Origin of the sequence: Caulobacter sp., from assembly GCF_039596335.1 — a bacterium.
Classification (GTDB): domain Bacteria; phylum Pseudomonadota; class Alphaproteobacteria; order Caulobacterales; family Caulobacteraceae; genus Caulobacter.
This window is the reverse complement of sequence record NZ_JBCNJZ010000003.1, coordinates 55,603-69,739: the sequence shown is the minus strand read 5'-3', so window position 1 is coordinate 69,739 and position 14,137 is coordinate 55,603. Positions and strand designations below refer to the sequence as shown.

Sequence of the window (14,137 nt, the reverse complement as noted above, 5' to 3'; positions counted from 1 at the left end):
ACCTCAGGCCGAATGTTTCTCTTGATGATCTATTTTCATCATGATCTGTAACATCTCAACCAGGGAGGACAACGTGACGGCGGACAGCACCCCCGCGCCCGACCGCTCGGACGCCGGCGTCCGGGTCGAGATCAACGGCGCGATCACTACCATCATCCTGAGCAAGCCCGAGCGGCGGAACGCCGTTGACGGCCCCATGGCCCTGGCGTTGCGCGCGGCGTTCCAGGCCTTCGAGGCCGATGACAGCCAGGCTGTGGCGGTGCTGTTCGGAGAAGGCGGCGCGTTCTGCGCTGGCGCGGATCTGTCGGCGCTGGAGGATCCGGCCCGGGCCCACGAGCTGGACCCTAGCGGCGGCGGGGCCGGCCCGATGGGACCCTCGCGCCTCCTGCTGTCCAAGCCGCTGATCGCCGCCGTGACCGGTCATGCCGTGGCCGGCGGACTGGAGCTGGCCCTGCTGGCCGACCTGCGGGTGGCCGAGGAAAGCGCGATCTTCGGCGTCTTCTGCCGGCGCTGGGGCGTGCCGCTGATCGACGGCGGCACGGTGCGCCTGCCGCGGGCGATCGGCATGTCGCGCGCCTTGGACATGATCCTGACCGGCCGTCCGGTCGACGCCCGCGAGGCCCTTGCCATGGGCCTGGCCAACCGGGTCGTGTCGCCGGGCCAGGCCCGCGCCGCCGCCGAGGCCCTAGCCCGCGAGATCGCCGCCTTCCCTCAGGCCTGCATGAAGGCCGACCGCCATTCGGCCTACGCCCAGTGGGACCTGCCGCTGGACGCCGCCTTGGAACAGGAGGGTCGCCTGGGCGCGCCGATCGTGGCGGCGGAAGGCCGCGCGGGCGCGCGTCGTTTCGTGGGCGGCGCCGGCCGTCACGGCCAGTTCGGACGCTGAGGGAGATCCCGCCATGACCCAAGGCCCGACCTGCCTGGAGCTGATCGAGCGCGGCGCGCGCCAGCACGCCGACCGCATCGCCGTGATCGCCGAGGGGCAAAGCCTGACCTTCGCCGAGGTGAACCTTCGCGCCAACCGACTGGCCCACGCGATGCGCTCGGCCGGCCTGTCGCCGCACTACCGCGTGGCGCTGCTGGCCAATAACGGCGTCCACAGCGTGCCCCTGGACTTCGCCTGCGTGAAGGCGCGCCTGAACCGCGTGCCGCTGAACGCCCGCCTGTCGGCCGCCGAGCACGCCCGGATGCTGACCGAGGCCCAGTGCGGCGTCCTGGTGTTCGGCCCGGACCTGCTGGACCGCGCCGCCGAGCTGAAGGCGCTGAAGCCGGATCTGGCCTGCCTGGGCCTGGGGGCGCGGCTGGACGACGGCGACGACCTGCTGGCCATGGCCGAGGCGATGCCGACCACCGCACCGGAGGCCGACGCCCGGCCCGAGGACGTGATCGTCACACTCTACACGTCGGGCACCACCGGCGTGCTGAAGGCGGCCCAACACACGCAGGGCTCCTATGCGGCGATCTGCCGGAACATCTTGATGAACCTGTTCCCGGCCGGCCCCGACGACGCCATGCTGCACTCGGCCTTGCTGATCCACGCCAGTGGCACGTTCGTATTGCCGCTGTGGCTGCGCGGGGCGCGCAATGTCGTGCTGCCGGGCTTTGCGCCCGCCACCTTCCTGCAGGCGATCGCCGAGCATCGGGTCACCGCAATCAACCTGGTGCCGACCATGATGCAGATGCTGCTGGAGCATCCCGACATCGACCGTTTCGACGTCTCGTCGCTGGAGCGGATCATCTACGGCGCCTCGCCCATGCCGCGTGCAGTGATCCAGCGGGCCATCGCCCGCTTCGGCCAGGATCGGTTCTGGCAGTATTTCGGCCAGACCGAGGTCCCGCTGTGCATCGCCGTGCTGCGACCCGAGGATCACCACGGCGATCAACTGGGCGCCTGCGGGCGGCCGGCGGCGGATGTCGAGATCCGGCTGGTCGATGAGGCCGGCCATGACGTGGCGGCGGGCGAGACCGGCGAGATCCTGGTGCGCACGCCCAGCGCCGCGGCCGGCTACTTCAACGCCCCGGACCTGAACGCCCAGACCTTCGACGCTGAGGGCTGGGTCCATACCCGCGACGTCGGCCTGTTCGACGCGATCGGCCTGCTGCACCTGCGCGACCGCACCTCGGACATGATCATCTCGGGCGGCTACAACATCTATCCGCGCGAGGTGGAGGACGCCCTGATCACCCATCCGGCGGTGCTGGAGGTCGCGGTTGTGGGCCTGCCCGACGACAAGTGGGTCGAGGCCGTCACCGCCGTGATCGTGCGGCGCGCCGGCCAGGACGTGAGCGAGGCTGAGTTGACCGCCCACGTCGCGGGCGCCATCGCCTCCTACAAGAAGCCGCACCGGATCGTGTTTGCCGACGCCATCCCGAAGACGGCCGTCGGCAAGCTGGATCGCAAGACCCTGAAGGCGCGCATGTTGGCCGACTGACGGCGCGACGTTCTGGCCCCAAGCTTGACAGCTTCACGCCCCTTCCCCTAAGCGCGAGATAAAGATGATATATTATATCATAACGATTCCTTTCGAGCACTTTGGGGGCTATGATGATGGCCTGATGCGCGCCGGCCGCCTGCGTCGCACCCTCGCGGCCGACACGATCACCGCCCAGGATCTGGAGGCGCTGTATCTGGAGGAGATGGGACGCGCCGCCTAGGACGCCCCCCCTTGTGGCGATCCATGGCCTTGGCCAACCATACCTTCGTATAGGGGGGCTCATACTCAAGTAGGCCCCGGTCGAGACCTAGGTCCGATGGCTGGCGAATGCTGGGCCGATCATCGTGATCCCGACTTCGAAACCTTCGAACCGGGGACACGCCATGACCTTCCAGACCTCGACCCAGCCCGCCGCCGCTCCGCTTCAGGCCCTTTTGGCCGAGGCTCAGCACATCCCCCCTGCTGCTCTCCACGAAGCCCGCGCGGCGATCGCCCGTCTGGCCCAGATGGCTGGCCTGGACGTGCTCGCACCGGTCGAGCCCGCCCTCCTCCCCCCGAAGACGATCGAGACGGAAATCGGCGGCCTGCCCGTCTGGAAGGCGCGCCGGCTTCAGGCCCATATCGACGCCAATCTGGACGCGGTGATCTGCAACACCGAACTGGCGCGGCTCACCAATCTGTCGGTCAGCTATTTCGGCCGGGCGTTCCGCAAGACCTTCGGTCAATCCGCCCATGCCTATGTGATGGGTCGCCGGGTCGCTCTGGCCCAGAACCTGATCGGCCAGGCGGAGCAGAGCCTGGCCGATATCGCCCTGACCTGCGGCTTCGCCGACCAGGCTCACATGACGCGGGTGTTCGGCAAGCTCACCGGCGTCACGCCGCACCGCTGGCGGCGGATGCGCGGCCAGGTCCTGCAGTAGGTCGGTGCGTTCGCCCCGCATCTCGATCGTCGAAGACGACGCGTCGCTGAGAGACGCTCTGATGACCCTGTTCGCGGCCGTGGGCTGGATCGGCAGCGGCCACGGCTCGGCCGAGGCGTTCCTGGAAAGCGGCGAGGCCGGGAGCGCGGACTGCGTCGTCACCGACCTCCAACTGCCCGGCCTCAGCGGGATCGACCTGGCGCTGAGGCTGCGCGATGCGACGCCATCGCCGCCGGTCGTGATCATCACCGCTCGCGGCGAAACCGACCTTCTGAGCCGGGCGGCGGCGACCGGCGCGCTTTGCGTGCTGCGCAAACCCTTCGCCGCCGACGCTCTGCTGGCCTGTGTGGAAAAGGCGTTGGCCCGTCGCCAAGGTTGAGATTTCGCTTTTCGTCGACCGTCGTTACGGGGCAAGAACGCCAGGCAGGCGTTTGGGGGACGGCGATGGGGGCGGACGACGCGGCTATCCTCGACCTGGTCGAAGACAGCATCATCGTGCGCGATCCGCAGGGCCGCATCACGGCCTGGAACGCGGTGTCCGAACGGCTCTACGGCTGGTCGCGCGACCAGGCTCTGGGCCAGATCACCCACGACCTGCTGGGCAGCCGCCATCCCTTGACCATCGGCGAGGTCGAGCGTCGCCTTTGGGCCGACAACGCCTGGGCGGGCGAAGTCACCCGATGCAACGCCGCCGGCGACGAGATCCTGGTCGAAACCCGCTGGCGGTTGCGACGCGACGCCGACGGAAGTCCCTGCGACGTGGTCGAGATCGGCCGCGACCTTGGAGGTCTTTCGCGTGAAGTGCGCGAGGCGCGGCAGACCGAGCATCGCTACCGCAACCTGTTTCAGGCCATGGCCGCCTCGTTCTGGGACCTGGACTTCACCGGCGTGCGGCGAATGCTGGAGGACCTGTTCAATTCGGGCGTCACCGATCCGCGCGCCTATTTCGCCGAGCACCCGCAATTCATCCGCGCCGCGATCGACTCCACTCGCGTGGTCGACGTCAACGACAAGACCCTGGAGATGTATCGGGTGTCGCGCGAGGACCTGATCGGCGCCTCGATCGGCCCGTTCTGGCCGGCGATCAGCCAGGACGTGTTCGCCGCCAGCCTGATGGCCGCCATCGTCAACGCCCCGCGCTTCATGGCCGAGACCGTCTTGGCGCGCGCCGACGGCACGCTGTTCGACGCGCTGCTGACGGTCGCCTGGCCGACCGAGAACAAGGGCAAGGGCACGGTGCTAGTGGGGGTGATCGACATCTCCGACCGCAAGGCCGCCGAGCGCGAGGTGCGGGCCAGCGAGGATCGCTATCGCAACATCTTCCAGGCCACCGCCGTATCGTTCTGGGAGCTGGACTTCCGCGCCGTGCGCACCGACCTCGACGCCTTGGTCGTGGCCGGGGTGAGCGACCTGCCGGCCCATGTCCGCGCGCATCCGGAGTTCCTGGAGCAGGCGCTGGAGCGCACCACGGTGGTGGACGTCAACGCCAAGACCGTCGAGCTCTTCGCCGCCGGCGGCGCGCGCGAGGCGTTGCTGGGCCCGGCGAAGCCCTACTGGCCGCCCGAGAGCCGCGCGGTGTTCGTCCAGGCGCTGAACGCCAATCTGAACGGCCAGGCCCACTTCGAAGCCGAGACACAGCTGGCCACGCTGGACGGCCGTCGGATCGACGTCATCTTCACCGCAACGGTGCCGGCCGACAACGCCGCGCGCGGCAACATCCTGATCGGCGTCGTGGACATCTCCGAGCGGGTCGCCGCCGGGCGGGCGCTGGAGCGGATGCAGGCCGACCTGGCCCACGCCGCCCGGGTGTCGATGTTGGGTGAACTGACCGCCTCCATCGCCCACGAGGTCAACCAGCCGCTGGCGGCGATCACCACCCATGGCGAGGCCGGCCTGCGCTGGCTGAACCGGCCCGAGCCGGACCTGGACGAGGCGCGCACCGCCACCGCCCGCATGGTCTCCGACGCCCGCCGCGCCGCTGACATCATCGCCCGCATCCAGAGGATGGTGGCGCGGGGCGGCGATGACAGGGTCCCGATCGCCCTGGCCGGCCTGATCGAGGAAGCGACCGTGTTCCTGGGTCACGAAATCCAGAGCCGCAAGGCCAGCCTGACCTTGGACATCGCGCCCGACCTGCCTCCGGTGCTGGGCGACCGCACCCAGTTGCAGCAGGTCGTGGTCAATCTGGCCATGAACGCGCTGCAGGCCATGGCCAGCAGCTCCCAACGCGACCTGACGATCCGCGCCGCTCTCGACGGGTCCGGACGGATCGCGGTCATCGTCGAGGACAGCGGCCCCGGCGTGCCGGAAGCCGACCTGACCCGGCTGTTCGACAGCTTCTTCACCACCAAGCCCACAGGCATGGGCATGGGGCTATCGATCTGCCGCTCGATCGTGGAGAGCCATGGCGGAGCGATCGGCGTCCGAAACCTACAAGACGGCGGCGCGGTCTTCAGCTTCACCCTCCCGCTCGACCTGCGCAGCGACTAGTCGGGGGACCCATGCGACTGCTCACCAAAGCCGCCTATGCCGCGCCCAGCGTCGGGCTCGCCGGGGTCAGCCTGCCGCTGCTGATCTTCCTGCCGACCTACTACGCCACCCAACGCGGCCTGCAGATCGCCGCGGTCGGCGCCGCCTTCGCGATCATCCGCCTGCTGGACATCGGCTTCGACCCGCTGATCGGCGCGGCCATGGACAGGACGCGGACGCGCTTTGGCCGTTTCAAGCCGTGGATGGCCGTCGGCACGCCGTTGTTCATGCTGGCGGTCTATGCGCTGTTCATGCCGCCGGCCGGCGCGGGTCTGACCTATCTGGTCCTGGCCCTGCTGGCCGCCTACGCGGCTTGGTCGATCTGCTTCGTTTCCCAGTTGGGCTGGGGCGTGGCGCTGTCGGGCGACTATGCCGAGCGCAACAGCATCTTCGGCTGGTGGCAGGCGGCCTATCTGCTGGGCAGCCTGGTGATCACCACCCTGCCCCTGACCCCGGCCCTGCGCACCGATCCGGCCCTGGCCGTGCCGACCATGGGCCAATTCATCCTGATCGCCACGCCGCTGGCGGTGATCGTGGCCCTGCTGGTCGTGCCGGAGCCGCCGTCCGGTCCGCGCCCCAGGGTCGCCCTGGCCGACTATCTGAAGCTGATGGTCCGTCCCAACATCGCCCGGCTGCTGGCCATCGACCTCCTGATCGGCGTGGCGGTGGCGACCAATGCGGCCTTGTTCTTCTTCTATTTCGGCTTCGCGCGCGGCCTGCCGTTCGGCCAGGCGGCGATCCTGCTGTTCGCGACCAATCTGGGCTCTTTGATCGGCGCCCTGCTGTGGGGCCGGCTGGGCAGCCTGATCGGCAAGCACCAGGCCGCCAGCGTCGGCTTCATCGCCTATGCGGCGCTTCTGGCGATCGTCCATCTGGCGCCATTCGAGCGCCTGCCGGTCGGCGCGGGGGTCATGATGCTGTTCGGGGCCACCCTGTCGGCGGGTCCGGTGCTGGTGCGCTCGATGCTGGCCGATGTCGGCGACGAGGAGCGGCTGCTGCGCGGCGCGGACCACACCGGCCTGATCTCGGCCCTGTTCTCCAATTCCAACAAGCTGGGCGCGGTGATCGGCCCGGCCGTCGCCTTCGCCGTGCTGGGCGCGACCGGCTTCCAGGCCAAGACGGCGACCCAGGCGCCCGAGACCGTTCGCGCGCTGGCCCTGATGGCCATTTGGGCGCCGGCGGCAATCGGCCTGGTGGCCGCCCTGCTGGCCCGCGGCCACGCCCTGACCGCTCAAGCCCATGCCGAGATCCGCACCCGACTGCAGGCGCAGACCCCGTGAGCCAGACCGTCCACATCATCGACGACGACGTTTCGTTGCGTGAAGGCTTAGACAGCCTGTTCCGTTCGGTAGGGCTGAAGACCCGCACCTACGGCTCGGCGCAGGCGTTCCTGGAGGATCACGACGACACGCCCGGCTGCCTGGTGCTGGACGTGCGCCTGCCCGGCCTCAGCGGCCTGGACTTCCAGGCCCGGATGACCGCCCTGGGCGTGGCCCTGCCGGTCGTGCTGATGACCGGCCACGGCGACATTCCGATGAGCGTCCAGGCCATGAAGGCCGGCGCCGTCGACTTCCTGGCCAAGCCGTTCCGGGACCAGGACATGCTGGACGCGGTCGCCGCCGCCCTGGCCCGCGACGCCGAGCGCCGCGAGGGCGCGGTCGGGATCGAAGCCCTGCGCGAAGCCTTCGCCACCCTGTCGCCGCGCGAGCAGGCAGTCATGACCCTGGTCACGTCCGGCCTGATGAACAAGCAGGTCGCCGGCCACCTGGACCTCTCCGAGATCACCGTGAAGATCCATCGCGGCGCAGCGATGCGAAAGATGGGCGCTCGCACCTTCGCGGAGCTGATCCGCATGGCCGACGCCCTGGGCCTGAAGCGACCCTGACCACGGCCGATCGGCGCCAGAACGCGCCAATCCGTCCAATAACCAGGGCCTCGAACCCGGCAAGCTCCCGTCATCGCCAGACCGGAGCGGATCATGTCGGACCACCGCCTCACCCATGCCAGCGGCGCGCCTGTCGTCGACAACGTCAACATCCAGACGGCCGGCCCGCGCGGCCCCGCCCTGCTGCAGGACGTCTGGCTGATCGAGAAGCTGGCTCATTTCGACCGCGAGGTGATTCCCGAGCGACGCATGCACGCCAAGGGCTCGGGCGCCTATGGGACCTTCGTGGTGACCGGTGACATCACCCGCCACACCAAGGCCAACCTGTTCGCGCGGATCGGCCAACAGACGCCGGTCTTCGTGCGCTTCTCGACCGTGGCCGGCGAGCGCGGGGCGGCCGACGCTGAGCGCGACATCCGCGGCTTCGCGATCAAGTTCTACACCGACGAGGGCAACTGGGACCTGGTGGGCAACAACACCCCGGTGTTCTTCTTCCGCGATCCGCTGCGGTTCCCCGACCTCAACCATGCGGTCAAGCGCGACCCGCGCACCGGCATGCGCAGCGCCCAGAACAACTGGGACTTCTGGACCCTGCTGCCCGAGGCCCTGCACCAGGTGACCATCGTGATGAGCGACCGGGGTCTGCCGCGCGGCTATCGCCACATGCACGGCTTCGGCAGCCATACCTTCAGCTTCGTCAGCGCGCAGGGCGAGCGGACCTGGGTCAAGTTCCACCTTCGCACGCACCAGGGCGTGGAAAACCTGACCGACGCCCAGGCCCAGAACCTCGTCGGCCAGGACCGCGAGAGCAGCCAGCGCGACCTCTTCGAGGCCATCGAGCAGGGCGACTATCCGCGCTGGACGCTGTCGGTCCAGGTGATGAGCGAGCAGGCGGCCAAGGCCTTTCCCTTCAACCCGTTCGACCTGACCAAGGTCTGGCCCAAGGGCGACTTCCCGCTGATCGAGGTCGGGGTGCTGGAGCTGAACCGCAATCCCGACAACGTCTTCGCCGAGGTCGAGCAGGCCGCCTTCACGCCGGCCAATGTCGTGCCTGGCATCGGCTTCTCGCCGGACCGGATGCTGCAGGCGCGCCTGTTCTCGTACGGCGACGCCCAGCGCTACCGGCTGGGGGTCAATTTCAACCACATCCCGGTCAACGCCCCGCGCTGCCCGGTCCATGCCTATCACCGCGACGGCGCCATGCGCACCGACGGCAATCTGGGCGCCACGCCGACCTACTGGCCCAACAGCCGCGGCGAGTGGATCGACCAGTCCGAGCTGGCCGAGCCGCCGCTGCCCCTGGACGGGGCGGCCGCCCACTGGGACCACCGCCTGGACGACGACCACTACCAGCAGCCGGGCGACCTCTTCCGACTGATGGAGCCGGTCCAGCAGCAGGCCCTGTTCGACAACACCGCCCGTGCGATCGCCGGCGCCTCGCCCGACGTCCAGCAGCGACACGTCGCCAACTGCGCCAAGGCCGATCCGGCCTATGGCGCGGGCGTGGCCGACGCGATCGCGCGCCTCTCCAAGAAAGCCTGAAGGGTCCCGGCATGACCGTGTCCGATCTCCCGCTCGCCGGGGCCGTGAACGCCCCGACCCGCTACGCCGAACTCGACGGCCGACGCCTGGCCTACCGCTCGATCGGGACCGGCCAGCCCATGGTGCTGTGCACCCGCTTTCGCGGCACGATCGACGACTGGGATCCGCTGTTCTTGGACAGTCTGGTCGGCCAGGGCTTCCGGGTCATCACCTTCGACTATTCGGGCCTTGGCCTGTCCACCGGCGAGAAATCCCTCAATCCGTTCGACTGGGCCAAGGACGCCGGCGACCTGATCACCGCCCTGGACCTCACGTCGGTTGTCCTGCTGGGCTGGTCTCTGGGCGGGTTCGCCGGCCAGGCGGCCCTGTCGATCTTCCCCGAGAAGATCAGCCACCTGGTCCTGATCGGCACGACGCCGCCGGGACCGACCGCCAAGCTGGCCGAGCCTTTGTTCTACGAGGTCGCCATCCGCCAGAACGACTTCGAGGATGAGGTCATCCTGTTCTTCGAGCCGAACGCGCCGGCCAGCCGCGCGGCGGCCAGGGCCTCGCACGACCGCATCGCCGCGCGCACGGCCGAGCGCGCCACGCCGGTCCCCTACGAATGGGCCGCCGCCAATCTCGGCGACGGACCCAAGGCCGAGCCGTTTCCAGCCCCACCGATCCTGGCGATCCTGAAGTCGACCAGCATCCCCATCCTGCACATCGGCGGCGACCACGACCTGATCTGCCCCGTCGAGAACTGGTACGCGCTGAACGACCAGCTGCCGACCCTGCAGTTGCTGACCTATCCCAGCGCCGGCCACGGCCCCCAGCACCAGCACCCCGTCTCCAGCGCCGCCCACATCGGGACCTTCGTCAAGGTCGCCGACTGATCCCTTTCGCCTCAAGGAGCCTGTCCATGCGTCGCCTTTCCACGCCCCTGATCCTGACCCTGAGCGTCGCGGCTGCGCCCGTACTCGCCCAGGACATCACCTCGCCCAAGTCGCCCAAGACCATGGCCGCCTTCGACATCGTCCGCACCTCGGTCAAGAGCGTCGGGCCCGAGGTCGTCTTCCAGGTTCAGGTGGCCGGCAAGGCGGGCGACCTGAAGCCCAAGGCCGTCGGCCAGTTCGCCGGCAGCGCCGTCTACAGCTACGTCTGGCCGACCTCGCTGGACAGCGGAACGGTCGGCTTCGAGACTGCGCAAGGCATTCTGGCCCTGGCCGTGACCTTCCACCCGGACTTCGACGACGGCGCGGCCGGCGCGGTCAACCGGCACGTCTGGCATCCGCACTGGGTGGTGCTGGTCAAGGACGAGGCCTGCGGCGTGGGCGCGCTGAAGGTCCGCGACATCCCCGAGGGGACCAAGCCCAAGGTGCCGGCCACCTGGCCCGGCGTGCCGCTGCTGATCGACAGCCCGACCTACCCGACGTCCCTGGCCACCGACACCGTCGAGGTCAAGGTGCCGGGCGCGGTCATCGGCGCGGTCGAGGGCGTCAAGTTCGACGGTGTCACCTCGGCCCTGAAGGTCAACGCCAACCTGCATGCGCCGCTGCTGTGCATCTCGGACGTTTTCGACGTGGCGTCGGGCGATCTCAGCCTGCCGGGCAAGGTGACCCGCTGATGGACGCCTTCCCGCCCGCCATCGACGGCGCCTCGCGCCGCGGCGTCCTCACCAGCGGCTTCGGCATGGCCGTGCTGGCGATGACCTCCGCCTCCCCCGCCCTGGCCGCCGTGGCGGCCCCGACTTCTCCAGGAGCCAAGACCATGAGCAGCGGTTTCGTCACCACAAAGGACGGCGTGCAGATCTTCTACAAGGACTGGGGTCCCAAGACCGCCCAGCCGATCGTGTTCCACCACGGCTGGCCGCTGTCGGCCGACGACTGGGACAACCAGATGCTGTTCTTCTACGCCCAGGGTTTCCGGGTCATCGCCCATGACCGCCGAGGCCATGGGCGCTCGACCCAGACCGACACCGGCAACGAGATGGACACCTATGCCGCCGACGTCGCGGCCCTGACCGACCATCTGGACTTGAAGAACGCCGTCCATATCGGCCACTCGACCGGCGGTGGCGAGGTCGCACGCTATGTCGCCCGCGCCAAGCCCGGCCGAGTGGCCAAGGCCGTGCTGATCGGCGCGGTGCCGCCGATCATGGTCAAGTCGGACAAGAACCCCGGCGGCCTGCCGATCGAGGTGTTCGACAGCTTCCGCGCCGCGCTCGTCGCCAACCGCGCCCAGTTCTACCACGATGTCCCCGCCGGCCCGTTCTACGGCTTCAACCGGCCGGGCGCGAAGGCCGACCAGGGCGTGATCTGGAACTGGTGGCGCCAGGGCATGATGGGCGGCGCCAAGGCTCACTACGACTGCATCAAGGCCTTCTCAGAAACCGACTTCACCGAGGACCTCAAGAAGATCGCCGTCCCGACCCTGGTCTTGCACGGCGACGACGACCAGATCGTGCCCTATGCCGACAGCGCCCCGCTTTCGGTCAAGCTGCTCAGGCACGGCCAGCTCAAGACCTACAAGGGCCTGGGCCACGGCGTCTGCACGATCAATCCCGACGTGGTGAACCCCGACCTGCTGGCCTTCATCAAGGCCTGAGCTATCCGGCCGTCCGCTTGGGGCGCGCGATCCCGTGCGCCCCCTTTTGCACATCGTGAACGCCGTTCGGCGAAATACGGATTTCGCCCAACCGCTGCGTGTTCACTGTCGAGGCCCCTCGCCTCGGGGAGAACACCATGTCGGGACTGCACGTCGAAACCGGCGCCTCGCGGCGCGAAACCATCACTTCTATCGGGAGCCAGGATCGCGACCGTCCGCCGCCTGCCCGAGCCCAGGTGATCGAACGCTCCATCGAGGACAACATCAGCCTGCCGCTGACCGTCGCGCGGGTCGCGGCCTTGTCAGGACTAGGTCTGCGAGATCTCGGCCGAGCCTGCCGAGAGACTTTCGGTCTCGGCCCCCGCGCGCTGATCGTCCACATGCGGCTGGCCCATGCCAAGCGCTTGATGGCCACCACGGATGATCCGCTAAGCCAGATCGCCCTGGCCTGCGGCTTTGCCGATCAGCCCCACTTCCAGAACCGTTTCCGCCACGTGACGGGCCTTACGCCTAACGCCTGGCGCCGGACCCATCGGGCGAACTGAGCGGCCGGCCGCTTACGAGCTTCAAGCGCGCGGGGCCGTCGGGAACCGCGCGCAACGGATAGAGCCGCGCCAAACCGCGGGCGAAGCGGGCGTTGTCGCCGACGCGGAACTGTCCGGTGATCCGCAGGGCCGCCACCTGCGGATCATCGATGACCAGTTGCAGAACCGAGTAACGGTTCATCTCGACAATGGCCTCGCTCAAGGGCTTGTCGTCGAACACCGCCCGCGTCTCGCGCCAGCGCTCGGTCGCCGCCTCGTCCGCCTGCCGGACCTGCGTGCGCCCGTGCGCGACGACCAGCGCCTGACCCGGCCGCAGCACCACAGGGTCGCCCCCCGGCGCGGCCACCCGGACGCTGCCCTCCAGCAAGGTCACGCTCAGACCCTCGGCGTCGCTTGCCACGTCGAAACGCGTGCCCAGGACCGTGATCAACCGACCGCCCGCTTCGACCACGAAGGGCCTGGATCCATCGTGCGCCACGTCGAAATAGGCGCGGCCGCGGATCAGGCGCGCGCGCCGCGCGTCGCCGGCATAGGCCAGGTCGAGGGCGCCGCCCGCCGCCAGCACCGCCTTGCTGCCGTCGGGCAAGGTCAGCAGGCGCTGCTGGCCCGTCGCTTCATAGATGACATGCTGGACTGGCGCCGGCGCCTCGGTCGCGCGCCGCCAGGGCGTCAGAACGACTCCCAGCGCCATGGCCACGCAGGCGGCCGCCGCGATCCACTGAACGGGCGCACGCCCAGCCTTCAGCGCCTTGGCCCGGCGGCGCGGCAGATCCAGAGGGCGATGGGCGTCAGCCGCGTCGAAACTGGCCCAGACCGCCTGGGCGTCCAGCCAGGCCTGACGATGAGCCGGGTCCTGGTCCAGCCAGGCATCGAGGCGCGCGGCCTGGACCGGATCGGCTTCGTCCACCTGCAGGAGCAGGCGGGCGGCCACCTGGTCGGGCGTCAGTCCGTCGAGGTCGCTGGGCATGCGGTCGCTCATCGCCAGGCCCTCGTCTGCGTCAGTATGTGTTCGAGCGCTCGAACCATGTGCTTCTCCACCGCGCTCGTCGACAGCCCCAGCCTGGCGGCGACTTCGCGCACGGCCAGACCCTCGATGCGCCTCAGAATGAAGATCGCGCGCGTGCGCTCGGGCAGGTCGGCCAGCGCCAGGGTCGCCGCCCGCAGGGTTTCCCGCGCATCCAGTTGCCGGGCCAGGTCGCGGTCGGCCGTATCGTGCCGGGCTGGGTCGAACGAGACATGCTGATCGGCCTGGCGCGCCTGGCGACGGCGATGCCGGTCGATCCAGACGCTGGCCGCCACCCGAAAGGCGTAGGCCCGTGCGTGCTCTTCTTCGGCTAGATTCAACTGGTCGGCGGCGCGCAGGAAGACGTCTTGGACCAGATCCTCGATCTCGGCCTCGTAGCCGGGCCCCAGGCGTCGCCGGAAGAACGCCGCCAGCGGCTTGGCCAGCAACGCCGCCATCGCGCCGCCCCGCGCGCTGGCGTGGCGGTTCTCACCGTCAGCCGACACGTCGACCGGCTCCCCCATGCGCTGTTCATGGGCCAATAGCATCGCAAACTCCAGCGCGGGCTTTCTAGGAAACACGCAGCCGGCGGGAAAATCCGCACCGTCCAGGTCCGGCGCAGCAAGCGACGCTTGCCGACAGAACGATGTTCGTTCTATGGCCCCGCCTGCTCTTCCATGATCGGCGCAATG

At 69.2% G+C, this 14,137-nt stretch carries 14 protein-coding genes; 12 read left to right on the top strand and 2 right to left on the bottom strand.

What is annotated here, in order from left to right:
- The first annotated feature begins 73 nt into the window (after positions 1-73).
- The 12 genes from ABDW31_RS06860 to ABDW31_RS06805 all read left to right on the top strand — a co-directional run bounded on the left by ABDW31_RS06860 (position 74) and on the right by ABDW31_RS06805 (position 12,442).
- Entirely contained in the window at positions 74-886 is an 813-nt protein-coding gene (locus ABDW31_RS06860) for a crotonase/enoyl-CoA hydratase family protein (RefSeq protein WP_343698449.1), read from the top strand.
- A gap of 13 nt (positions 887-899) precedes the next feature.
- Positions 900-2,432, top strand: a complete 1,533-nt coding sequence (locus ABDW31_RS06855) for an AMP-binding protein (protein WP_184717666.1) — start codon at positions 900-902, stop codon at positions 2,430-2,432.
- A 386-nt stretch (positions 2,433-2,818) separates the two neighbouring features.
- Positions 2,819-3,355, top strand: a complete 537-nt coding sequence (locus ABDW31_RS06850; protein WP_184717665.1) for an AraC family transcriptional regulator — start codon at positions 2,819-2,821, stop codon at positions 3,353-3,355.
- Positions 3,356-3,359: 4 nt separating this feature from the next.
- Positions 3,360-3,734 carry a response regulator gene (locus tag ABDW31_RS06845; RefSeq protein WP_184717663.1) on the top strand — a complete coding sequence of 125 codons (375 nt, stop codon included), beginning with the start codon at positions 3,360-3,362 and terminating at the stop codon, positions 3,732-3,734.
- Positions 3,735-3,799: 65 nt separating this feature from the next.
- Complete coding sequence (locus ABDW31_RS06840) at positions 3,800-5,845, top strand: PAS domain S-box protein (RefSeq protein ID WP_184717661.1); 2,046 nt, start codon at positions 3,800-3,802, stop codon at positions 5,843-5,845.
- Positions 5,846-5,856: 11 nt separating this feature from the next.
- Positions 5,857-7,164, top strand: a complete 1,308-nt coding sequence (locus ABDW31_RS06835; protein WP_184717659.1) for an MFS transporter — start codon at positions 5,857-5,859, stop codon at positions 7,162-7,164.
- Entirely contained in the window at positions 7,161-7,769 is a 609-nt protein-coding gene (locus tag ABDW31_RS06830; protein WP_184717657.1) for a response regulator, read from the top strand. The genes ABDW31_RS06835 and ABDW31_RS06830 overlap by 4 nt, the downstream gene beginning before the upstream one ends.
- A 93-nt stretch (positions 7,770-7,862) precedes the next feature.
- On the top strand, positions 7,863-9,311 hold the full coding sequence (locus tag ABDW31_RS06825) for a catalase (protein WP_184717655.1): 1,449 nt from the start codon (positions 7,863-7,865) through the stop codon (positions 9,309-9,311).
- Between the two features lie 11 nt (positions 9,312-9,322).
- Positions 9,323-10,186 carry an alpha/beta hydrolase gene (locus tag ABDW31_RS06820; RefSeq protein WP_184717653.1) on the top strand — a complete coding sequence of 288 codons (864 nt, stop codon included), beginning with the start codon at positions 9,323-9,325 and terminating at the stop codon, positions 10,184-10,186.
- Positions 10,187-10,212: 26 nt separating this feature from the next.
- A complete protein-coding gene (locus ABDW31_RS06815) occupies positions 10,213-10,917 on the top strand; it encodes a hypothetical protein (protein WP_221444639.1) in 705 nt (234 codons plus the stop codon).
- Positions 10,918-11,060: 143 nt separating this feature from the next.
- The gene (locus ABDW31_RS06810) at positions 11,061-11,897 is read left to right on the top strand and encodes an alpha/beta hydrolase (RefSeq protein WP_221444834.1); all 837 of its coding nucleotides are present in this window, start codon (positions 11,061-11,063) and stop codon (positions 11,895-11,897) included.
- Positions 11,898-12,034: 137 nt separating this feature from the next.
- Positions 12,035-12,442 (top strand): AraC family transcriptional regulator, encoded by a 408-nt coding sequence (locus tag ABDW31_RS06805; RefSeq protein WP_184717650.1) that lies wholly within the window; start codon positions 12,035-12,037, stop codon positions 12,440-12,442.
- Here ABDW31_RS06805 and ABDW31_RS06800 read toward each other — a convergent pair.
- Both ABDW31_RS06800 and ABDW31_RS06795 read right to left on the bottom strand, forming a co-directional pair.
- A complete protein-coding gene (locus ABDW31_RS06800) occupies positions 12,408-13,421 on the bottom strand; it encodes a FecR domain-containing protein (RefSeq protein ID WP_184717648.1) in 1,014 nt (337 codons plus the stop codon). The two genes, ABDW31_RS06805 and ABDW31_RS06800, sit on opposite strands and share 35 nt — an antisense overlap.
- Positions 13,418-13,993: an RNA polymerase sigma factor gene (locus ABDW31_RS06795; RefSeq protein ID WP_184717646.1), complete on the bottom strand. Its 576-nt coding sequence runs from the start codon at positions 13,991-13,993 to the stop codon at positions 13,418-13,420. Before ABDW31_RS06795 ends, ABDW31_RS06800 begins: the two co-directional genes overlap by 4 nt.
- Positions 13,994-14,137: the final 144 nt, after the last annotated feature.

Coding starts and splice junctions, on each gene's coding strand:
- ABDW31_RS06820 (WP_184717653.1), top strand. CDS start 9,323: ATGACCGTGTCCGATCTCCCGCTCGCCGGGGCCGTGAACGCCCCGACC.
- ABDW31_RS06810 (WP_221444834.1), top strand. CDS start 11,061: ATGAGCAGCGGTTTCGTCACCACAAAGGACGGCGTGCAGATCTTCTAC.
- ABDW31_RS06795 (WP_184717646.1), bottom strand. CDS start 13,993: ATGCTATTGGCCCATGAACAGCGCATGGGGGAGCCGGTCGACGTGTCG.
- ABDW31_RS06835 (WP_184717659.1), top strand. CDS start 5,857: ATGCGACTGCTCACCAAAGCCGCCTATGCCGCGCCCAGCGTCGGGCTC.
- ABDW31_RS06800 (WP_184717648.1), bottom strand. CDS start 13,421: ATGAGCGACCGCATGCCCAGCGACCTCGACGGACTGACGCCCGACCAG.
- ABDW31_RS06855 (WP_184717666.1), top strand. CDS start 900: ATGACCCAAGGCCCGACCTGCCTGGAGCTGATCGAGCGCGGCGCGCGC.
- ABDW31_RS06815 (WP_221444639.1), top strand. CDS start 10,213: ATGCGTCGCCTTTCCACGCCCCTGATCCTGACCCTGAGCGTCGCGGCT.
- ABDW31_RS06840 (WP_184717661.1), top strand. CDS start 3,800: ATGGGGGCGGACGACGCGGCTATCCTCGACCTGGTCGAAGACAGCATC.
- ABDW31_RS06850 (WP_184717665.1), top strand. CDS start 2,819: ATGACCTTCCAGACCTCGACCCAGCCCGCCGCCGCTCCGCTTCAGGCC.
- ABDW31_RS06805 (WP_184717650.1), top strand. CDS start 12,035: ATGTCGGGACTGCACGTCGAAACCGGCGCCTCGCGGCGCGAAACCATC.
- ABDW31_RS06825 (WP_184717655.1), top strand. CDS start 7,863: ATGTCGGACCACCGCCTCACCCATGCCAGCGGCGCGCCTGTCGTCGAC.